23 protein-coding genes and 1 tRNA gene are annotated in these 21,286 nt (G+C 58.0%); 19 read left to right on the top strand and 5 right to left on the bottom strand.

From position 1 onward, the window contains the following. Nucleotides 1-167: 167 nt before the first annotated feature. Nucleotides 168-1,649 (bottom strand): methyl-accepting chemotaxis protein, encoded by a 1,482-nt coding sequence (locus ACA063_RS08575; RefSeq protein WP_497665500.1) that lies wholly within the window; start codon nt 1,647-1,649, stop codon nt 168-170. Nucleotides 1,650-1,826: 177 nt separating this feature from the next. Here ACA063_RS08575 and ACA063_RS08580 point away from each other — a divergent pair, with 177 nt between their 5' ends. From ACA063_RS08580 to ACA063_RS08610, 7 genes are all read left to right on the top strand, one after another. Further along, nucleotides 1,827-2,357 carry a hypothetical protein gene (locus ACA063_RS08580; protein ID WP_497665501.1) on the top strand — a complete coding sequence of 177 codons (531 nt, stop codon included), beginning with the start codon at nt 1,827-1,829 and terminating at the stop codon, nt 2,355-2,357. A gap of 81 nt (nt 2,358-2,438) precedes the next feature. Beyond that, entirely contained in the window at nt 2,439-2,630 is a 192-nt protein-coding gene (locus tag ACA063_RS08585) for a PLDc N-terminal domain-containing protein (RefSeq protein WP_028622263.1), read from the top strand. Nucleotides 2,631-2,850: 220 nt separating this feature from the next. Beyond that, a complete protein-coding gene (locus ACA063_RS08590; RefSeq protein ID WP_162440601.1) occupies nt 2,851-3,084 on the top strand; it encodes a hypothetical protein in 234 nt (77 codons plus the stop codon). A 212-nt stretch (nt 3,085-3,296) separates the two neighbouring features. Further along, nucleotides 3,297-3,638: a ribonuclease E inhibitor RraB gene (locus ACA063_RS08595; protein WP_162440592.1), complete on the top strand. Its 342-nt coding sequence runs from the start codon at nt 3,297-3,299 to the stop codon at nt 3,636-3,638. Between the two features lie 456 nt (nt 3,639-4,094). Next, on the top strand, nt 4,095-5,504 hold the full coding sequence (locus ACA063_RS08600) for a circularly permuted type 2 ATP-grasp protein (RefSeq protein WP_497665502.1): 1,410 nt from the start codon (nt 4,095-4,097) through the stop codon (nt 5,502-5,504). A 12-nt stretch (nt 5,505-5,516) separates the two neighbouring features. Beyond that, a complete protein-coding gene (locus ACA063_RS08605; RefSeq protein WP_162440590.1) occupies nt 5,517-6,467 on the top strand; it encodes an alpha-E domain-containing protein in 951 nt (316 codons plus the stop codon). Beyond that, nucleotides 6,464-7,273 carry a transglutaminase N-terminal domain-containing protein gene (locus ACA063_RS08610; protein WP_490145630.1) on the top strand — a complete coding sequence of 270 codons (810 nt, stop codon included), beginning with the start codon at nt 6,464-6,466 and terminating at the stop codon, nt 7,271-7,273. The genes ACA063_RS08605 and ACA063_RS08610 overlap by 4 nt, the downstream gene beginning before the upstream one ends. A 181-nt stretch (nt 7,274-7,454) precedes the next feature. Here ACA063_RS08610 and ACA063_RS08615 read toward each other — a convergent pair whose 3' ends face one another. After that, a complete protein-coding gene (locus tag ACA063_RS08615) occupies nt 7,455-8,276 on the bottom strand; it encodes a c-type cytochrome (RefSeq protein WP_497665503.1) in 822 nt (273 codons plus the stop codon). Between the two features lie 684 nt (nt 8,277-8,960). Here ACA063_RS08615 and ACA063_RS08620 point away from each other — a divergent pair. The 3 genes from ACA063_RS08620 to ACA063_RS08630 all read left to right on the top strand — a co-directional run bounded on the left by ACA063_RS08620 (nt 8,961) and on the right by ACA063_RS08630 (nt 13,157). Then, nucleotides 8,961-10,166, top strand: coding sequence for an acetyl-CoA C-acetyltransferase (locus tag ACA063_RS08620; RefSeq protein WP_497665504.1), 1,206 nt, complete (start codon nt 8,961-8,963; stop codon nt 10,164-10,166). A gap of 24 nt (nt 10,167-10,190) precedes the next feature. After that, nucleotides 10,191-12,335 (top strand): 3-hydroxyacyl-CoA dehydrogenase NAD-binding domain-containing protein, encoded by a 2,145-nt coding sequence (locus ACA063_RS08625; RefSeq protein ID WP_497665505.1) that lies wholly within the window; start codon nt 10,191-10,193, stop codon nt 12,333-12,335. 93 nt (nt 12,336-12,428) lie between these two features. Continuing rightward, nucleotides 12,429-13,157 (top strand): amidotransferase, encoded by a 729-nt coding sequence (locus ACA063_RS08630; protein ID WP_162440585.1) that lies wholly within the window; start codon nt 12,429-12,431, stop codon nt 13,155-13,157. 46 nt (nt 13,158-13,203) lie between these two features. Here the strand turns inward: ACA063_RS08630 and ACA063_RS08635 are convergent, their stop codons facing one another. The 3 genes from ACA063_RS08635 to ACA063_RS08645 form a co-directional block, all read right to left on the bottom strand. After that, nucleotides 13,204-14,178, bottom strand: coding sequence for a magnesium and cobalt transport protein CorA (locus tag ACA063_RS08635; protein WP_162440584.1), 975 nt, complete (start codon nt 14,176-14,178; stop codon nt 13,204-13,206). A gap of 147 nt (nt 14,179-14,325) precedes the next feature. Continuing rightward, nucleotides 14,326-15,048 carry a 1-acylglycerol-3-phosphate O-acyltransferase gene (locus ACA063_RS08640; protein WP_497665506.1) on the bottom strand — a complete coding sequence of 241 codons (723 nt, stop codon included), beginning with the start codon at nt 15,046-15,048 and terminating at the stop codon, nt 14,326-14,328. Nucleotides 15,049-15,450: 402 nt separating this feature from the next. Next, on the bottom strand, nt 15,451-16,140 hold the full coding sequence (locus ACA063_RS08645) for a crotonase/enoyl-CoA hydratase family protein (protein ID WP_497665507.1): 690 nt from the start codon (nt 16,138-16,140) through the stop codon (nt 15,451-15,453). 308 nt (nt 16,141-16,448) lie between these two features. Between ACA063_RS08645 and ACA063_RS08650 the strand changes: the two genes are divergently transcribed. From ACA063_RS08650 to ACA063_RS08690, 9 genes are all read left to right on the top strand, one after another. Further along, a tRNA-Ser gene (locus tag ACA063_RS08650) sits at nt 16,449-16,538 on the top strand. 338 nt (nt 16,539-16,876) lie between these two features. Next, a complete protein-coding gene (locus ACA063_RS08655; RefSeq protein ID WP_497665508.1) occupies nt 16,877-17,149 on the top strand; it encodes a BrnT family toxin in 273 nt (90 codons plus the stop codon). Then, nucleotides 17,109-17,390 carry a BrnA antitoxin family protein gene (locus tag ACA063_RS08660; RefSeq protein WP_497665509.1) on the top strand — a complete coding sequence of 94 codons (282 nt, stop codon included), beginning with the start codon at nt 17,109-17,111 and terminating at the stop codon, nt 17,388-17,390. Before ACA063_RS08655 ends, ACA063_RS08660 begins: the two co-directional genes overlap by 41 nt. A 244-nt stretch (nt 17,391-17,634) precedes the next feature. Then, on the top strand, nt 17,635-18,966 hold the full coding sequence (locus ACA063_RS08665; protein WP_497665510.1) for a serine hydrolase domain-containing protein: 1,332 nt from the start codon (nt 17,635-17,637) through the stop codon (nt 18,964-18,966). A gap of 143 nt (nt 18,967-19,109) precedes the next feature. Continuing rightward, nucleotides 19,110-19,298, top strand: coding sequence for a hypothetical protein (locus tag ACA063_RS08670; RefSeq protein WP_162440578.1), 189 nt, complete (start codon nt 19,110-19,112; stop codon nt 19,296-19,298). A gap of 309 nt (nt 19,299-19,607) precedes the next feature. Continuing rightward, the gene (locus ACA063_RS08675) at nt 19,608-19,979 is read left to right on the top strand and encodes a bacteriocin (protein ID WP_497665511.1); all 372 of its coding nucleotides are present in this window, start codon (nt 19,608-19,610) and stop codon (nt 19,977-19,979) included. Between the two features lie 113 nt (nt 19,980-20,092). Further along, on the top strand, nt 20,093-20,554 hold the full coding sequence (locus tag ACA063_RS08680; protein WP_497665512.1) for a glycine zipper domain-containing protein: 462 nt from the start codon (nt 20,093-20,095) through the stop codon (nt 20,552-20,554). 27 nt (nt 20,555-20,581) lie between these two features. After that, nucleotides 20,582-20,797, top strand: a complete 216-nt coding sequence (locus ACA063_RS08685; protein WP_497665513.1) for a hypothetical protein — start codon at nt 20,582-20,584, stop codon at nt 20,795-20,797. A 95-nt stretch (nt 20,798-20,892) separates the two neighbouring features. Beyond that, nucleotides 20,893-21,105 (top strand): hypothetical protein, encoded by a 213-nt coding sequence (locus ACA063_RS08690; protein ID WP_497665514.1) that lies wholly within the window; start codon nt 20,893-20,895, stop codon nt 21,103-21,105. Nucleotides 21,106-21,286 lie beyond the last annotated feature (181 nt).

Here is a 21,286-nt window from a genome sequence, read left to right on the forward strand (position 1 = left end):
ACAAACTGTAGGAGCGAGCCTGCTCGCGATGGCGTCCTGTCAGTCGACAACATCTTTGCCTGACCCTCCGCCATCGCGAGCAGGCTCACTCCTACAAGATTCGTGGCGTTTTCATGTATTGCAGTCGACACAAAACAAACTGTGGGAGCTTGCTCGCGAAGGGCCCCTTACAGCTTGAGCTGCCCTATAGCCTTACTCAATTCCCCCGCCAATGCCGCCAACTCATTGCTGGTAGTCGCCGAATTGACGGTCTGCGCCACCGTGTTCTCGGTCACGTCCCGGATACTCACCACCGCCCGGTTCATTTCCTCCGCCACCTGGCTCTGCTGCTCGGCCGCCACTGCGATCTGCGTATTGCTTTCACGCATCTGCGCCACGGCGCTGGTGATTTGCGCCAGTGCCGCGCCGGCCTCCAGCGCTTGTTGCACGCACTCATCAGCCTTGAGCGAACTGTCCTGCATGAAATCTACGGCGTCGCGGGTCCCGGCTTGCAGCGCCGAGACCATGATCGTGATCTCGTCTGTCGAAGACTGGACACGCTTGGCCAGGTTACGCACTTCGTCCGCGACCACCGCAAAACCGCGGCCCATTTCACCGGCGCGGGCCGCTTCAATGGCGGCGTTCAGTGCTAACAGGTTGGTCTGCTCGGCGATGCTGTGAATCACCCCGACCACGCCGTTGATCTTCTGACTGTCCTCGGCCAGGCGCTGAATCATCCCGGCGGTTTGCTGCACCCCTGAAGACAACCCGGCAATCGATAGCTGCACCCGACTGACCACGGCCTGACCGCTGCCGGCCAGGGTGTCAGCGGTTTGCGAGAGGTCGCGGGTTGCGCCGGCGTGCTGGGCGATGTGATAAACGGTGGCGGTCATTTCGTTGATTGCGGTGGCGGCCTGATCAGTTTCACTTTGCTGGCCGAGCATGCCGTGACGCACCTCGTCCATGCTCGACGCCAGACGCGCTGCGCCGTCATCCAGGTGCCGAGCAGTGCTGGCAACGGTGGTGACCACGCGCTGATAACCGGCCTGCATCGCGTTGAACGCACTAGCCATCTGCCCGACCTCATCGGTGCAAGCCAGTGGTACACGCGCGGACAGGTCGCCGGTTTTTTCGACATGCAGCATCACGTCTTTCAACGTATTGAGTTGGCTGAGCAGGAAGCGGATCAACAACTGCGACGCGCCCAGCATGGCCAGCATCAGGATGAACACCGCCACCGCATAGTTGGCGAACCGTTCGCCGAACACCTGGGTCAGGCTCGGGCCATACGCAACCAGCGCCACGGATTGGCCGTCGGCCCGGGTGAAGACGTCGGCGCCCATCAGTGGATTATCGCCAAGCACCGGCATCGAATTGATTTCGACCCAGCCATTGGCGCCGGCCAGTTCATGTACGGGTTGGCTCTCCAGCATCGGTGTTTCGCCACGCTTGAACGTCAGCAGGTTATCGACCTTGGGCAGTGGTTGCCCGGCAGGCCAGGCATTAAGCAATTGAGCCTGTGCCTGGGCTGACGCCTGGGCGGCGTGACTGCGCGCCTGTTGTTCGAGTTGTACGGCATACAACACCAGCAACAGGGTGGTGACAAAGGCGACGGCGTTGACCGCCCAGAATTTGTACTTCAACGAGATGTTGCTAAGCCAGGCACCCATGGAGGTCTTCTCTGATAGCGGAAACAGTTTCGGCAAGGTGCCATTATTGTGCCGCTACTGAGGCCGACGAATCTTGATGTGCGTCAAGGTTCCCTGCGAGGCCGTGTACGGGAATTGCCGGGCGTTATGCGCTATCCTTCGCGCCTTCAAAACTCCCTCGCTACAGGATTCCATCCCATGAAAGCCGCACTCGTTGAACTCATCACTAAAATCAGCTCCGGGTGCATGAGCGATGACGAAATCCTCAAGGTGGCAGACGAAGCGGCCCAGGCCTACGCCGATCCAGAGGCGTTTCTGACGGCCAATCCGGACATCAACTACGACGACACCTTCCCGATTTCGTTGGGCGAATGGGTGGTGGTGGGCAGTCTGCCGGAGACCGTGTTGTTTCAGGCAGACACCTACATGGATCTGTTCGCCCAGATCGTCGCCTCGTTCGGCCCGGGTGTGGATTTCAATATCAAGCCCAAGCAGCTCGCAAAAACCGAGGCCCTGACCGCGCTTAATCGCATTCAGGTGCAAATGGGCAGCATGAACAAAGAGAATGGCGGCTATGTGCTGATGAACTTCAGCCAGTTGCTCGATGACGAGCTGCAAGTGGTGCTCGTGTTCGGCAATGATGTACCGCGCGTGCTTGAGCTGTGCGCCAAAATCGGCATTACCGCCGCGCCATCCCTGGAAGCGCTCAAAGTCGCCATCCACGTTTAAGTCAGCAAACGGCTAATAAAACGGAACCCTCGTGAGGGCCGGCTATCCTAAGAGTGCAAACCACTCTTAGGGAGCGTCACCATGGGTTCCACGTTCAACGGTCTGATTGGCCTGATTATTCTCGCCCTGGACATCTGGGCCATCATCAACGTACTGAAAAGTGGCGCATCAACCGGCATGAAAATCGTCTGGGTGCTGCTGATCCTGCTGCTGCCGGTTCTGGGCCTGATTATCTGGGCCATCGCCGGGCCACGGGGTAACGTGCGGATCTGATCGAACATTCGATCCCACACCTGGCCCCTGTAGGAGTGAGCCTGCTCGCGATCGCGATCTGTCTGTCACATGCTTGCTGAATATACCGCCGTCATCGCAAGCAGGCTCGCTCCCACACGTTCTATTTTTTCATGTCGGCGCGCATCCGTTTGAACGATCACTCAGCGTAAAAGTCCAGATACATGTAAGCCCACTTGCGGGTTTTATCGAGGAGGCAGTGATGCAAAAGTGGAAAATCACTTTCGTGGATGATCACGGTGAAACAGTCGACGAAGTCTTTGAGTGCGACGAGTGCCCGGACAACGAGCACGCCGCCAAACTCATCAAGGCCCGTCTCCTACCTGTCGCTGCCGAACTGGATCTAAACGATCTGGAAGGGCGAACCGATGATGCGAGCGTCAAAAGTCTCAAAACCCAGAACAGCATACAAATCCTCGGCATTACTCCCGTCTGATACATCTCCTGTCACATTCATAACAGGCCTTGGCAGCTGCTCGGTCAAAGGGCTACTCTGCAAGCGAGATCAGCGATTGGATCGCTAAGGTCTGGTCTTGTCAGCTACATGCTTGTTCCCATCGGCAACCTGGTTGCCGTATCGCCCTCACCAATCGGCTGAGGGCGTCGGGAGTACGGAAAGTCTATCCATCGGATTCAGGAGGACGTTTCATGAGCACAGCCTATCAAGAAGACATCAGCAGCAGCGTGCTGCGCCGCATGAAAGAAGGCGGTTTCGACTTTTCAAAATTCCATCCCATCGAGTTCTACGCCATTTTTCCCGACGAGGAGCGGGCTCGCAGAGCAGCAGGTCACTACCGTGGTGAATCCTTGAATGCGCAAATCAGTGTGCGCGATGACGGCGCCTGGGCGCTGGAACTGAGCAAGGTCATGTACGCCACCTACGATGACATTGGCGATTTCGAGCAGGGTTTCGAGGCGGTGGTTGAGCCTCTGGGCGGCATCATCGAAGGATGGGGCGTGAAGCAGGAGGTACGAGGGCTACTCGCATAACACTATGAACAGCAACATTACTCAGCAACGGCTGACCTTTGGGTTGGCCGTTTTCGTTTTCGGGATTTAAAGATCAAAAGATCGCAGCCTCGTTGCACTCGACAGCTCCTACAGGGTGCGGCGCGTTTCTTTTGATCTTGTCTTTGATTCATAACATTTCAAAAGGCAAAAAAAGCCGCCCAAAACAGGCGGCTAAAAGGGAAGTTCGGTGAGCTTTTCCAGCGAATGCGCCAATTATCCGCGGCCTCAGCCAAGCAGTGAAATCAACTCTGACTATGCTGGTGATAGCGACAGCATTGCTTCGCAATGGAGCGGGGGCGATCAGGTTGGGGCATTTGCCGCACAGGATTGGTGCGGTATGGCCGGGGCGTTTATCCAACCGATTGATATCAAAGCGTTTATGCCGATGGCACGGGCCTTGCGATGCCTAGATGTCCGGGTGACAAGGAGTACGGCATGATCCGCACCTATTTTGATGAAATGTACGATGCCGGCGGCCAGGTCCGCCCGCATTATCGGGAGTTTGCCCGCTGGCTTGCCGAGACGCCTGAAGAGCTTCTGGCGCAACGTCGACGCGAGGCCGATCTGTTGTTTCACCGCGCCGGAATTACCTTCACGCTCTACGGTGACGAGCAGGGAACAGAGCGTCTGATTCCTTTCGACACCATCCCGCGCAGCATTCCTGCCAGCGAGTGGCGCGTCGTGGAGCGCGGCTGCATTCAGCGGGTCAAGGCGTTGAACATGTTCCTCGCCGACCTCTATCACGAGCAGCGCATCATCAAGGCCGGCATTATTCCGGCCGAGCAGGTGCTGGCCAACGAGCAGTACCAGTTGGCGATGCAAGGGCTGGATCTGCACCGGGATATCTATAGCCACATCTCCGGCGTCGATCTGGTGCGTGACGGCGACGGCACCTACTACGTACTCGAAGACAATCTTCGAACGCCGAGCGGCGTCAGCTACATGCTCGAAGACCGCAAGATGATGATGCGACTGTTCCCGGAACTGTTTTCGGCCCAGCGCATTGCCCCCATCGACCACTATCCCAACCTGCTGCTCGACACGCTGAAAAGCTCCAGCCCGATCGATAACCCGAGCGTCGTGGTGCTGACGCCGGGGCGCTTCAACAGTGCATTTTTCGAGCATGCGTTTCTGGCGCGGGAAATGGGCGTTGAGCTGGTGGAAGGCGCGGACCTGTTCGTACGGGACGACAAGGTGTTCATGCGCACCACCGACGGACCAAAAGCCGTCGACGTGATTTACCGTCGTCTCGACGATGCGTTTCTCGATCCGCTGGCGTTCAACCCGGACTCGATGCTCGGCGTGCCGGGGCTGCTGTCGTCCTACCGCTCGGGCAACGTGGTGCTGGCGAACGCCATCGGCACCGGGGTGGCGGACGACAAGTCGGTGTACCCCTTTGTCACCGACATGATCCGCTTTTATCTGGATGAAGAGCCGATCCTGAAAAATGTGCCAACGTTCCAGTGCCGTAATCCTTCTGAACTTTCCCACGTGCTGACCAATCTTCCAGATCTGGTGGTCAAGGAAACCCAGGGGTCCGGCGGCTACGGAATGCTGGTCGGGCCAGCGGCGACCGCGGCGGAAATCGAGTTGTTCCGCGCACGCATCAAGGCCAAGCCCCATGCGTACATCGCGCAGCCGACCTTGTCGCTGTCGACCTGTCCGACCTTTGTTGAAAACGGCATCGCTCCACGCCACATCGACTTGCGTCCATTTGTATTGTCTGGCCGGGAAACCCGGGTCGTGCCCGGTGGTTTGACCCGTGTCGCCCTGCGCGAAGGCTCTTTGGTGGTGAATTCCTCCCAGGGCGGCGGAACCAAGGACACCTGGGTAGTCGAGGATTGAAGGAAGCTTGCCATGTTAAGTAGAACTGCCTCGGATCTGTATTGGATGTCGCGTTACCTGGAGCGGGCGGAGAACCTCGCACGGATGCTCGACATCAGTTACTCCCTGTCACTGATGCCGCAGGATGGCCGCGGTGACGGGTTGCACGAACTCGCGATGCCGCTGCTGATCACCGGCACCCTGGACGATTACCTCGAGCGCCACGGCGATCTGCATGCCGAACGCTTGCTGCACTTCTTCGCCCTGGACGCTGCCAACCCGGCGAGCATCTACAGCTGCCTGGGCGCGGCGAGGGCGAGTGCCCATGCAGTGCGTGGCCGAATCACCGCTGACATGTGGGAAAACATCAACGCCACCTGGCTGGAAATTCGCGGGATTGCCGATCAGGGCTTGAGTCGCTACGGCATGAGCCGTTTCTGCGAATGGATCAAGGAGCGTTCTCACCTGTTTCGCGGAGCGTCCTACGGCACGATCATGCGCAACGATGCCTTCCGGTTCATTCGCCTGGGCACCTTCATCGAACGGGCGGACAACACGCTGCGCCTGCTCGACGCCCGATACGAAATGGCCGGTGATCAGGCAGAAGCTGTCAGCGACGGCACGGCCCACGCGTATTACCAGTGGAGCGCATTGTTACGGGCCTTGTCGTCCTTCGAGGCGTACACCGAAATCTACCGCGACGCACCCGGTGCCCGGCACGTGGCCGAGTTGCTATTGCTGCGTGCGGACGTTCCACGATCCCTGCGCGCCTGCACTGAAGAAATCGACCAGATCCTTGCCCAGTTACCGGGAGCCAACGGCCGCCCCGCGCAACGCCTGGCCGCGGAAATGGATGCACGCCTGCGCTACACCGGCATCAACGAAATTCTCGACGAAGGCCTGCACGCCTGGCTGACCGAGTTCATCCCTCTGGTGCGCCAGTTGGGTAATGCCATACACACTTCTTACCTGGAGGCTGCATGAGACTTTCCATTAGCCACGAGACCACCTATCACTACGAAGATCAGGTGCGGGCGAGCATCCAGTACCTGCGGCTGACACCCCACGACAGCGAGCGTCAGCACGTGCTCAGCTGGCAACTCGACCTGCCGCGCCCGGTGCGTGCGCAACTGGATCCGTTCGGCAATATTCTGCACGTGCTGACCATGGACGAGCCCCATGAGGCGATCATCATTGGCGCCCGTGGCCAGGTCGATATCGACGAGCTGCGAGAAGCCGAACACGAGAGTCAATCGGCGCTGCCGTTCCTGCGATTCACGCGCTTGACCGAGCCTGACGAAGCCTTGCGTGCTTTCGCTGACAAAGAGTGCAAAAAGCGTCGGGATCGCACGGCGTTGATCGACCTGATGCATGGCTTGAACGCCTACATGACGTACACGCCAGGTTCTACCGAAGTCGACACCAGCGCTGCTCAGGCCTTCGCCGGACGTTCTGGCGTTTGCCAGGATCACACCCACGCTTTCCTCGCCTGCGCCCGTAGCCTGGGCATTCCGGCGCGTTATGTCTCGGGATATCTGTACAGCGAGAACAGCGAGCACCTGGCGAGTCACGCCTGGGCGGAAGCCTGGCTGGATGACGCGTGGTACAGCTTCGACGTGACTAACGAGCTGGCACGACCTGAACGGCATTTGAAACTGGCGGTAGGGCTGGATTATCTGGACGCGTGCCCGGTACGCGGAATGCGCCGGGGCGGCGGGAGTGAACAGATGCACGCGAAGGTGTTTGTATCGCCGACGCCGATGCCGTTTATCTCGGTGCAGGAACAGTAATTTCTGACGCAATTGCACGGTGCACACCTAACTCTAATGTTCACCGACGATCCCTTGTAGGAGCTGACGAGTGAAACGAGGCTGCGATCTTTTGATCTTTTTTTTAAAGATCAAGGTCAAAAGATCGCAGCCTTTCCCGAAGGTGTCTGCTCACGAGGACGCCGGCCCAGGCAACCTGATATCAGGGCTTAACCTTGCGCCCGACCATGTGCTTCAAATACCCCACCAACATCTCAAGATCCCCGTCCGGCAACACCTGCGTCGTAAATCCGGGCATCTTCGCCTGCGGCCACTGCCGCAGACTCTGTGGATCACGGATATACCGTTTCAGGAAATCAGCCCCAAAGTACTCGGTAGGGTTAAACGGAATGTTCAGGTCCGGCCCAAACTGCGAATCCCCGGCGCCGTTCAATCGATGACAGGCCAGGCAGTTTTTCTGAAACAACGCAAACCCCTGGTTCACCGGGTCGTCCGCTTTCAACGCAGGATCAGGTAACAGGGCAGGGAAGCGCTCGGCCACAGTTGCCAGTTGTTTGATGCTTGCCACCTCGAATGGCCACTGTTCAGGGCTGATATTGCCGGCCTGCGGATCCGTCCAGACCAGATAAAACGGCCCCGCACTGTGCTTGCCCTCCGACAGCGCCGGCCAGGGCTTGGTCGGGTCTTCAATCGCCAGCCACGCCCTGGCGCCCTTGTCATTGAGCAACGGCCCGGCGGCCAACTCAGCGGCGAAACCGTCCAGCGCCACGGCTTGCAGATGGTCGTCAGGCTTGATGCCTGTCAACAACGCCGCCAGTGGCACCGCGCGATAGGTCATCTCACGCTTGTAGGAAACGTCGCTGGCGATTGTGATGGTCTGGACCTTCGGGTGCTGGAGCAGCTCCTCGGTTTGCCAGGTACGACGGTTCGCGCCCAGCTGCAGATCCAGCTGTGCGGCGAAGAGGGGCGTGCTGAGCAGCAAGGCCCCGAGCAGAATAAGCGGTTTCAAAAGATCGCCGTCCATGTCGTGGGAGTGCCGCAAAGGTTGGCACACCCACGTCGGCCCGGGTAGGGAGCCATTCACATTTTCATGAGGCGATAAAATAGTTGCGCCGTATTTTAAAAACTTTCTAGCCAATCACCTTGGTCAGGTTCGGCAAGATCAACAACAGCGTGGTGGCGAAAAGAATGAGCCCGGCTTGACGTACTTTCGATTGTTTGAACATGGCTTGACCGCCTTTATTGTTATTTCCTGATGCCTGCCTGCATTGCTTCCATGACGGCAGAGCGATTCACTTCCTGTCTGACGAGCGCCTCGGCAAAACCCGACGACAACTTCGTACATGTTCACCTTAGGGCCCGCGTCACCCGTGGCTTAGATCCATTTCATATGAATATATCGCCCAAGGCTTTTAAAAAGATATGAGGCGCATTGCCAGCTTCTTTGCCGCCCTTTTGCTAGACAGCTCGCTGACCTGAAACGGTTAATCCGGTAGCTCACTACCGTCCGTCTGAGCGTGTCCGTCAATCTCGCTGAGCGTTGTGGTCATTGAATCCATGGCTGCTCGGCATAAGGTGAAGGCTCGTTAAAAGATCAAAAGATCGCAGCCTGCGGCAGCTCCTACATGAAAACGCGATCCCCTGTAGGAGCTGCCGCAGGCTGCGATCTTTTGATCTCCCAAACCAACAACAAAAAAACGAGGACGTCATGACCGAAGCTTTGATTTTCGACGCGTTGCGCACGCCCCGGGGCAAGGGCAAGGCTGATGGCGCCTTGCACAGCGTCAAACCGGTGAATCTGGTGGCCGGGTTGCTGACGGCGTTGCAACAACGCACGTCCCTGGACACCAGTCAGGTCGACGACGTGGTTCTGGGCTGTGTGACGCCCATCGGTGATCAAGGCTCGGACATTGCCAAGACCGCGACACAGGTGGCGGACTGGGACGTGAGCGTCGCGGGTGTGCAGATCAACCGCTTCTGCGCATCGGGACTGGAAGCCGTGAACCTCGGCGCAATGAAAGTGCGTTCCGGTTTCGAAGACCTGGTGGTGGTCGGCGGCGTCGAGTCGATGTCTCGCGTACCGATGGGCAGCGACGGCGGCGCCTGGGCCCTGGACCCTGAGACCAACCTGCACAGCCACTTCACGCCGCAGGGCGTAGGGGCTGACCTGATCGCGACGCTAGAAGGTTTCAGCCGTCAGGATGTCGATGCCTACGCGCTGCATTCGCAGCAGAAGGCTGCACGGGCTCGGGCGGACGGTTCCTTCAACAAGTCACTGGTGCCAGTGCGCGATCAGAACGGAATCCTCCTGCTGGATCACGACGAATTCATCCGCGCCGAATCGACGCTGGAAGGCCTTGGCAAGCTCAAGCCAAGCTTCGAAATGATGGGGCAAATGGGTTTCGACGCCACGGCGCTCAGGGTCTACAGCCATGTGGAGCGGATCAATCACGTTCACACGCCGGGCAACAGTTCCGGGATCGTTGATGGCGCAGCGCTGATGCTGATCGGTTCTGAGGCGAAGGGCAGGGCGTTGGGCTTGCAACCGCGGGCGCGAATTGTCGCCACAGCGGTCACCAGCACCGATCCGACGATCATGCTGACAGGACCGGCGCCGGCCACGCGCAAAGCCCTGGCCAAGGCCGGGTTACGGGCCGAAGACATCGACTTGTACGAGGTCAACGAAGCCTTCGCGTCCGTGGTGTTGAAATTCATCAAGGACATGGCCATCGATCCGCAAAAGGTCAACGTCAACGGCGGTTCCATCGCCATGGGCCATCCCTTGGGCGCCACTGGCTGCGCGATTCTCGGCACCTTGCTCGATGAACTGGAAGCCCGGCACTTGCGCTATGGCCTCGCGACGCTGTGCGTCGGTGGCGGCATGGGCATTGCCACCATCATCGAACGCCTCTGAGCCCCGAATTCAAGGAAAATTGCCATGACCGAAGCCATCCGTTACGACAAGGGCCAGGACCAGATCGTCGTCCTGACCATCGACATGCCGGGCCAGAGCGCCAACACCATGAACGCGGTCTACCGCGAAGCCATGGCCGCCTGTGTCGCCCGATTGGTTGCTGAAAAAGACTCGATTGCCGGCGTCATCATCACCTCGGCCAAGAAAACGTTCTTCGCCGGTGGCGACCTCAATGAACTGATCAAGGTCGGCAAGCCCGAAGCCAAGGCTTTCTACGACATGGTGCTGACCCTCAAAGGCCAGCTGCGCACCTTGGAAACTCTCGGCAAACCGGTGGTCGCGGCGATCAATGGCGCGGCCCTGGGTGGCGGCTGGGAAATCTGCCTGGCGTGTCATCACCGCGTCGCGCTGGACGACTCTTCCGTACAACTCGGTTTACCTGAAGTCACCCTCGGCCTCCTGCCGGGTGGCGGCGGGGTAGTGCGTATGGTGCGCATGCTGGGGATCGAAAAGGCTTTGCCGTACCTGCTCGAAGGCAAGAAAGTCCGGCCGCAACAGGCGTTGCAGGCCGGTTTGATCGACGAGTTGGCAACGGACATTCACGAGTTGATGAGCAAGGCCCGCGCCTGGATTCTGGCCAATCCGGCCGTTGTGCAGCGCTGGGACGTGAAGGGCTACCAGATTCCCGGCGGCACGCCTTCGCATCCAAAAGTCGCGCAAATGCTGGCCATTGCGCCGTCGATCCTGCGCAGCAAAACCCAGGGTTGCTTGCCCGCACCGGAAAAAATTCTCTGCGCGGCAGTCGAAGGGGCGCAGGTCGATTTCGATACGGCGCACCTGATCGAAACCCGCTACTTCACTGAATTGACCACCGGCCAGGTTTCGAAAAACCTGATCGGCACGTTCTGGTTCCAACTCAACGAAATCAACGCCGGCGGCTCGCGACCTCAGGGTTTCGCGCCTTATGTGACGAAAAAAGTCGGTGTGTTGGGTGCCGGGATGATGGGCGCCGGTATCGCGTTCGTCAGCGCCTCGGCGGGGATAGACGTGGTGCTCAAGGACATCACGCTGGCAGCTGCGCAGAAGGGCAAGGATCACTCGGCGGCCTTGCTCGACAAGAAGGTCGCTCGCGGGCAGATGCTCCCCGAGCAACGGGAAGCGATTCTGGCGCGGATTCTACCGACGCAAAACGATGCTGATCTGGCCGGTTGCGACCTGATCATCGAAGCAGTGTTTGAGGATCGTGAGCTCAAGGCCAAGGTTTCCAGCGCCGCGCAAGAAATCGTCGGGGTGGACGCGGTCATCGCTTCCAACACTTCGACCTTGCCCATCAGCGGCCTCGCCACTGCCGTTGCGGACCAGACGAAGTTTATCGGCCTGCACTTCTTCAGCCCTGTCGAAAAAATGCCCCTGGTGGAAATCATCAAAGGCCTCAACACCAGCGATGAAACCCTGGCCCGCGGCTTCGATTTTGTCCTGCAAATCAAAAAAACCCCGATTGTAGTGAACGACAGTCGCGGCTTTTTCACCTCTCGCGTCTTCGGTACGTTCACCAACGAAGGCATCGCCATGCTCGGCGAAGGTGTCAGCGCGCCGATGATCGAAACCGAGGCGCGCAAAGCCGGGATGCCCATCGGGCCGCTGGCGATCTCCGATGAGGTGTCCCTGAGCCTGATGAGCCATATTCGCCAGCAAACCGCCAAGGACCTGCAGGCCGAAGGGAAGCCTCTGTTCGAGCACCCGGCGTTCGCGGTGATCGACCTGTTGCTTAATGAATACAAGCGTCCTGGCAAAGCCGGGGGTGGTGGTTTCTATGAGTACCCCGCCGGCGGACAGAAGCACCTGTGGCCAGAACTGAAATCGCGTTTCGAGAAAGCCGACGGGCAGATTTCACCCAAGGACGTGCGTGATCGGTTGTTGTTCGTGCAGGCCCTGGAAACGGTGCGTTGCGTGGAAGAGGGCGTGCTGACCTCCACGGCGGATGCCAATGTCGGTTCGGTGTTCGGTATCGGCTTTGCAGCATGGACCGGAGGCGCGCTGCAGTTCATCAATCAGTACGGCGTGAAGGACTTCGTCGCCCGTGCGCAATACCTGGCCGAGCAGTATGGAGAGCGTTTCGCGCCACCGGCATTGCTGCTGGAGAAGGCGGCGCAGGGAAGGAAGTTCTAAGGGAGGATGACGCTTACGGGGCTTGCCTTGTTGCCGTGTTTCGAGGCAGGCTCTGGGGTGTGCATTATTCCCATCACGTGTCAGGTATTTTTTATGTCGTTACGCATCTGCATTCTGGAAACCGACATCCTGCGTCCGGAACTGGTCGACCAATATCAGGGTTACGGGCAGATGTTCCAGCGTCTGTTCACGCAGCAGCCTATCGCGGCCGACTTCACGGTCTACAACGTCATGCAGGGCGAATACCCCAGTGACGACCTGACCTTCGACGCGTATCTGGTTACGGGCAGCAAGGCTGACTCCTTCGGCACCGACCCGTGGATCGAAACCCTCAGGACGTATCTGCTGAACCGCTACGAGCGCGGCGACAAATTGCTGGGCGTGTGCTTCGGTCATCAGTTGCTGGCGCTGTTGCTGGGTGGCAAGAGCGAGCGAGCCACCCAAGGCTGGGGCGTCGGCACGCACAACTACAAACTGGCGGCCAAGGCGCCGTGGATGAGTCCGGTGGTGGAAGAGCTGACGTTGTTGATCAGTCACCAGGACCAGGTCACTGCACTCCCGGAAAATGCCACCGTGATCGCGTCCAGCGACTTCTGCCCGTTTGCGGCGTACCACATCAACGATCAGGTGCTGTGCTTCCAGGGCCATCCGGAATTCATTCACGATTACTCCCGGGCCTTGCTGGATATCCGTCAGCAAGCGCTGGGCGAGCAGATTTACCAGAAAGGTGTAGCGAGTCTTGAGCATCAGCACCACGGTGCCACTGTGGCGGAATGGATGATGCGGTTTGTGGCGCACAAGCCTGAAGCCAAAGCAGTTTAAAGCGGTCTGAGCAGCTGTGGCGAGGTCCCTCGCCACACGCGCTTTTTCAGAGCCAACCCGATTTCTTGAAACTCGCCCACAAACTCACGCACCCCACGGCAATAAACCCCAGCACCGCAAAATATCCGTAGTGCCAGGTCAGCTCCGGCATGTTCTGGAAGTTCATCCCGTAAATCCCGGCCACTGCAGTCGGAAACGCCAGGATCGCCGCCCACGCTGCGAACTTGCGCTGCACCACGCTTTGGCGCGACGCCTCCAGCAGTACCCCCACCTCAATCGTCTGGCTGGCAATGTCCGCCAGGGTGGTCAGGTCTTCCATCTGACGCGTGACGTGGATCTGCACATCGCGAAAATACGGGCGCATGTTCTTGTCGATGAATGGAAAACTCAGCTTCTGCAACTCCTCACCGATCTCCACCATCGGCGCTGCATAACGACGCAGGCGAAGTACATCGCGGCGAAGGCCGTGGAGCTTCTGGATATCGCGCTCGTTCAGCGCACTGCACAACACGTTACGCTCCAGCTCATCGATCTCGGCATGAATCGCTTCGCCCACGGGCTGATAGTTCTCGATCACAAAGTCGAGGATGGCATAGAGGACGAAATCCTCGCCATGCTCCAGCAGCAACGGGCGTGCTTCGCAGCGCTGCCGGACATAGGCGTAGGAAGCCGAATGGCCGTTGCGTGCAGTGATGATGTAACCGTTGCCGGCAAAGATATGGGTCTCGATGAACTCGAGTTTTCCCTGATCGTCACGGATGGGCGAATAGGTGACGATAAACAGCGCATCGCCAAAGCTCTCGAGCTTCGGGCGGCTGTGTTTTTCCAGGGCATCTTCGATGGCCAGTTCGTGCAGGTTGAACTGCCGTTGCAGGTTGGTCAGTTCCTGAGCGCTGGGCTCTTCAAGGCCGATCCAGACAAAGTGGTCAGGCTTTGCAGCCCAGGCAGCGCCTTCGTCCAGGGTGATATTAGTGACTTTCTTACCCGCGCTGTAAACCGCAGCAGCAACAACTCTACCCATGATGTTTGTTCACTTCTTCTTGGCAGTTTTTTAGTGGCAAATGGCCGTGGCAGGCAGTGATCAGCTTAGCCTTGTCTGCAGGTTGAGAGTCAGCAAAATCGGGAGAGTTCGCGGGCAAAAGAAAACCCGCACAGGGCGGGTTTGTTTTCAGACGGCTTGCAGTTGCCGGTCCATCGTGGCGATGCACTCGCGCATCTGCTCCCGGCATTGGGCGATCAGTAGGGGCATGTCATCCAGGCTCATTCCCGCTGTAGGAATGGCCGGCAACGAGCGAATCAGAATCTTCCCACTGTTCCAGCGGTTCAATCGCATGTGCTTGACGTAACTGCTGACGCACACCGGAATGATCGGCACACCGGCAGCGATCGCCATCTGGAAAGCGCCTTTTTTGAACGGCAGCAGGTCTTCGCCCAGATTGCGCGTGCCTTCCGGAAACACCCAGATCGAGGTGTCCTTGTTTTGCAGGGTATGGGTAGTGGTCAGCATCGACTGGCGCGCCTTATGCGCATTGCCGCGATCGATCAACACATTGCCGGCCAGCCAGAACAACTGGCCGAACAGCGGCACCCACTTCAGGCTCTTCTTGCCGATACACACGGTGCGACGGGGCACCACGTTGCCGAGCACAAAAAGATCATAGTTGGACTGATGGTTGGCGATGATCACGCAACTGTCTTGCTTGTCCATCAGGGGGCCAACTTCAGCCTTCACCCGCAGGCGCAAAATGCACATGGCCGGCCACGCGTATAAACGCGCGCACAAGCGGCTGTTGTCCGGATTGAACGGGCGGCACACACCGAGCATCACACCCAGCACACCCGCCAGGATAAAGTGCAGGCCCATCAATAACATACGAAACACAAACAGCATCTACAGGCCCACCGCGACGAAAGGTGGCGCAGTGTACGGATGTGCACTCTATTCAGCAATTGCCGCTATAGAGGTAGGAGATAGGCGATGTTTGAGCGCATGTTTCCGACTTATAGGTCAGACGTGTTCTAGAGCGGTGGAAGGCTTTTCAACACAGGGTGTAAGAAAAAGCCCGACACGACGGTCGGGCTTTTCTGTGGAGCATTCGTTCCCGGAATAACCTGCCACCTGTAGGAGCTGTCGAGTGAAACGAGGCTGCGATCTTTTGATCTTTTCTTTAAACAAGATCAAAAGATCGCAGCCTCGTTTCACTCGACAGCTCCTACAAGGGGGCGGTGGTGCTCCGGGCGTCAGGGTGGACCAGCTGCAAACCTGTTTCAGGACTAGACAGCAGCGTTGGACTTAACCCAAATGCTCCTGATCCTGAACGATCGCGCTGTCCAGCGTATCGAGCAACGCTTTGCGCACTTTGAGCTTGGTGTTCTTGTGCGCGGTCATGTTGATCTTCTTCAACTGACGAGCCGCCGCCAGTGCGGTGGTCTGCAATTCATCCGCCGAGACCACCACGTCGAGGAAACCTGCATCAACCGCGCTCTGCGGATTGAACATCTCGCCATTGATGACCGAGCGATGGAACGCCGACTTACGCAGGCGATCACGAGCGAGTTCGATGCCGGCGTGGTGCATCGTCATGCCGATCTGCACTTCATTCAGACCAATGCTGAAGGCGCCTTCGACGCCAATGCGGTAATCCGCCGACAGCAGCAGGAACGCACCTTTAGCCACAGCATGCCCTGGGCACGCCACGATCACCGGGAAAGGGTGCGCCAACAGGCGACGGGCCAATGTTGAACCTGCGGTCACCAGCGCCACGGCTTCTTTCGGACCCGATGTCATCACCTTCAAGTCATAACCGCCCGACAGAATGCCGGGTGTACCAGTGATGATCACCACAGCGCGATCAGTCACGGCCTGATCCAGCGCAGCGTTAAACGCAGCAATCACGTCCGGCGAGATGGCATTGACCTTGCCATTGCTCAAGGTCAGGGTCGCGATACCGTCTTCGAGGTGGTAGGAAATCAACTCACTCATGACGCTATTCCTTGTATGAAAGTTGAAGCAGACGTTACCCACCGTCGCAGGCCAGGTAAAGCGCCGTGACTGACTCGCCAGTCACCCTTTACCCACGCGCCAGGCTTGGCCAGCCACACCCGGCAGACCTTCGCCTCTATATAGGGGAGCGTGCCGAGCCGGAGAATGGCAGGTTTGCCATGGCGTGCAGACAGCCGGAACCACTAAATCGCTAACCGCATGAAAATTCTGAAAAAAATATTTGCCATCGGAAAAGCTTTCGACTACATTAGCGCGCCTCGACAGACAGAACTTGTTTGAAGAGATACGGTGAAGTGTCCGAGTGGCTTAAGGAGCACGCCTGGAAAGTGTGTATACAAGAAATTGTATCGAGAGTTCGAATCTCTCCTTCACCGCCACATTAAGTAAACACAAACCCCTGATTTTCCTAGAGAAAGTCGGGGGTTTGTGGTTTCTGGCGTCTGAAAAAAGGCCGTATGGGAACAAGCTGCAAATGAAGTGCTAGTTGGGATTGGACTGCCCTGACCTGGTTCGTGGCGTTACGCGAAGTTCGCCCGTTGGTTCACTACCAAAAGGGCTGCTTTTAAATGTCCGTGACTTACTGACCGCTTAAAGTCCGGAACCTGCACTGGGCCCTCGACGGCCAGTGATGCGCTGTCGGCATTGTGGAGTGAGTCAGAATTAGTGTCATGACAGAAACCTTGCAGGCATAAATTGTTGTGCATACAATAAATCCATGCAAATAACCTTCGACCCTGCCAAGCGTGACAAAACCCTGATCGAGCGCGGCGTTGATTTTGCAGACGCGGGTGCCGTTTTTTCCGGGCATCACTTCACTGGCGAAGACACCCGACAGGAATACGGGGAAGTCCGCTTTATCACCGTGGGGCTGCTGATCGGTCGCATGGTTGTCATTGTCTGGACACCTCGCGGCGAGGCCCGCCGCATTATCTCTATGAGGAAAGCGAATGAACGCGAACAAGCTCATTACCGAAGCCGACTGGGTTGACCCCGACGATGCGCCAGAGCTTACAGATGCTTTCTTTAAGCATGCTGACGAGTTCAAAGGCACCCAGCTTGTCCGGCGCGGCAGGCCCAAGTCCGACGTGGTGCGCGAGCGGATCACGATACGGTTGGAGTCGGACGTGCTGGCTCAATTCAAGGCATCTGGTCCAGGCTGGCAAACGCGGATGAATGCCGCACTGGCTGACTGGCTGAAGACACATAGTCCAAGTGAATTGAAAGCTTAGGCACCGACCGACTCAGACTGGAGAAAGTCTGGCGTTGTTACAGATCGGGACAATAGCGCGGGAACGGTGATAAGCCGTTACCCGCGTTTTTTTTAGTGCGCTGTTTGTGCGATCCTCTTTGATCGTGATCTGCTATTGCAATTGGATTGATCGGTACTGTCGCTACCGTCACTGCAGTGTTGATCAAACTGCTTTGACGCCGGCCTGAAACGCCGCCAAGAATTTACCGAATGGACTCGAACTCATGCCCAGCTTTTCAAACTCACACCCCTTCATTATCAAATCAGCGGCCGTTCTGTTGATCGCCTTTTTTTCATCGACTGCCACCGCGTCCACGCCCACGACTTTTCCCGACGCCGCAGCCACCGACCCCGCGAAACTGGGCTGGATGGTCGGCTCACCACCGCCCGCCGATCGCACTGTGCGTTTCGAAGATGGCAGCTATTTCCAGTTTCCGGCAATGCGCTGGAGTGTCTCGAATTTCCGACAGTTGATGCCAACGATCAACGTTTCTCGCGGCCTTGGCGCGCCTGTTGCGATGGAAAGCGCGCTGCGCAAGGACATTGACGCGATCAGCTTTACGCCGCTGGGCGCAAAGGAGGCGATGACCTGGGAGCAATCCCTTGCCGCCACTTACACCGACGGCATTGTGGTGATGCACCGTGGGAAAATTGTCTACGAGCGTTATTTCGGCATCCTCAAGCCGGACGGTCAGCACGCCGCGATGTCCGTGACCAAGTCCGTAGTCGGCACCCTGGGTGCCATGTTGGTAGCAGAGGGGCGGATCGACCCCAATAAGCGTGTGGCCGAGTATGTGCCCGAGTTGGCGAGTTCTGCGTTTGGTAACGCCACGGTGCGCCAGGTGCTCGACATGACCACGGGCCTCAAGTACAGCGAGGATTACGCCGACCCGAACGCGGAGGTCTGGGCTCATGCAAACGCCGGGAGTCCGTTGCCCAAGCCCAAGGATTACACCGGTCCGAGAAGTTACTACGAGTTCTTGCAGACGGTAAAACCGCAGGGCGAACACGGTGACGCCTTCGCTTACAAGACCATCAACACCGACGTCCTGGGCTGGGTGATCGCTCGGGTGACCGGGCGCAACGTCGCGCAGTTGCTGTCGGAACGAATCTGGAGTCGCCTGGGAGCGGAGCAGGATGCGTATTTCACCGTGGATTCAATCGGGACGCCTTTCGCCGGTGGTGGATTGAATACTGGTTTGCGCGATCTGGCCCGCTTCGGCGAGATGCTGCGCAACGATGGTCAATTCAATGGGCAGCAAATCGTCCCCAAGGCGGTGGTCGAGGATATCCGTCGCGGAGCCGATAAACAGGCTTTCGCCAAGGCGGGCTACGACCTGTTGAAAGGTTGGAGCTATCGGTCGATGTGGTGGGTAACGGACAAGAAGGGCGGAGCATTCATGGCGCGAGGCGTCTATGGGCAGCGCATCTATGTGGACCCTAAGGACGAGCTGGTCATCGTTCGCTACGCCTCCCACCCAGTGGCGGCTAACTCGGCCAATGATCCGGTGACGTTGCCGGCATTCGAGGCGCTGGCTCGACATTTGTCCAAATAAAAAAGTGGTCCATTCGTCGGGCATGAAGCCATCTGAATGACAGGTCCAGTAATGACCGGCTAGTCTCAAAATCCTTGGTGGTCGATATTTTTCGGGCAGATAGGGCTTGCCGGTGTCGATCCCGCTTTTGAAGGGGCGAGAAGATGACTGAACCGTATATCGAAGACGACGGGTCCGAGTTTCCGATCAACAATTGCGTGCAGTGTGGCCAGACGGAGTACGTAGCGAGCTTTGGTGAAGATCAAATCAAAGTCGGCAAGATGAAAGCCATGGTGCGGCCCGGGCCTAAGGCCAAGTTTTTACCCAAGGTAGCGGCACCGTCCAGGAAGTAAGCAACCATTCGCCAAACCCCGTCATCGAGCGGGGTTTTTTATAACTTAAGAAAATGTCACAGAGCGTGTTTCAGCCAGGATCTTTCACAAACTTTTCACACGACCCTACGTACTCTCAGCTCATCCGTTAGAAAGCAACACCTAGCCCGTTCCCCAGCGGGCTTTTTTTTGCCTGTCATAAAACCTTTTCAAAAAATGCTGTCCAACCGTCGCCTATTTCGAAGAACGGAGGATATGTGTGGACGTTTCCTCCGCTGAGGCATTCAATGCCCGGCTTTCGGTTCCCCCCTATTTTTTGAGGTTTTCGTCATGCGTTTAACACTGCCCGCTCTGGTTATGGGTCTTTTGGTTGCTCAAGGCGCAATGGCGGCCGGTGACGGCACCGCTGCAATCGGTGGTGGTCTGGGCGGCGCGCTGGGCAACGTAGTAGGCCAAAGCATGGGCGGCAGCACCGGCGCAGCGATCGGCGCGGGCGTCGCAGGCGCAGCCGGCAGCGCCGTTGCCGCGCGTAAAGGCAGCCGCACCAAAGCGGCCATTGGTGGCGGTGTCGGTGCAGCAGGCGGCTCGGTGATCGGCAACAGCCTCGGCGGCAAGACCGGTTCCACCATTGGCGCAGGTTTGGGCGGTGCGTTGGGCGGCGGCGTCGGCAGCAACCTCGCCAAGGGCCACAAGCGTCACTGATCCTGATCGATCAAAACAAAAACCCGGCCTTGTGCCGGGTTTTTGCGTTTATGAACGTTTCGCTCGTCAGAGCCTCGAATGCTCTATAACCCCAAGCGAACAAGAGGTGCACCATGTCCACCGAAGGCAAGGAAGTGGGCGGCTTTAGCCGTCATCGTTTGACGTTGTCTGCATTTGTACTGGGAGTGTTCTTCGCTCAAGGGGCGCTGGCGGCCGGCGACGGCACTGCGGCGGTTGGCGGTGGTCTTGGCGGAGCACTGGGTAATGTCGTCGGTGGGCAGATGGGCGGCAGCACCGGGGCGGCGATCGGTGCCGGTGTCGGCGGCGCGGCCGGTAGTGCTGTCGGCGCCCCCAAAGGTAGCCGAACTGAAGCGGCCGTTGGCGGTGGCTTGGGCTCGGCGGGCGGCTCAGTGATCGGTAACAGCCTGGGCGGCTCCACCGGTTCGACCATTGGCGCGGGCCTCGGCGGCGCGGCGGGTGGCGCGGTCGGTAATAACCTGGGCAGTGATAACGGCAGCTCCCATTCCGGCGGCGGCCACAAAAATAAACATAAACACAAGAACAAGCATCGCTAATTCACGCCGATCCGTGCGAGGTATGACATGACGCCTGAAACCGAAGGTAGAGAAGAGAAAGGCCCAAGCGGTGTTCCCTACATCAACGATCCGAATAAAGGGCAGGATCTCAATGACCCTGGTAACGAAGATCCGGGATCACTCATGGACGACGCTACCGTACCGCTTAACGATTCCGATGATGCGGGCGATGTAGGAAATACAGAGTATGAAGAAGAGGATTTAGACGAAGACGAGCAGTAGTTAGCAGACCGATCGTCCGCCTGATCGAACCCCGCGCTGCGCAATCTTCTCGAACTTTCAGGGCCTGTTCCTTCAGGCCCCTTGAGAGGTGCTCCATGAACTCAGACCCGAATGTCTCCGACGTCGACGAAACCCCCGAATACCCATTGCCATCTCCCACTGACTCATTAAGCCGTGATCAACGTCCACCGGACGATGAAACGGCCGTTGAGCAAGTCCCGAATGACGATGTCAAGCGTGGCGACGTGGAAGCCAGCCCCGATGATCCCGATATAGCCGGTGATGATGCCTCTGGTGAACCCAGCTGAAACGCGCAGGATCTTAGTGCCGCTCGTCGATTGAGTGGCACCTTTAAAAATCGAACGCTGCCAGACATCAGGACAGTGTCTTTTAAAGGAGATGCATCATGAACAGGTCAACGTTGACAGCCATGACAATGGCCGGCGTGTTGTCGGTCAGTTCGTTGATGGCGTTTGGTCAATCTTCCGG

It is taken from the genome of Pseudomonas sp. LBUM1643, from assembly GCF_059716215.1.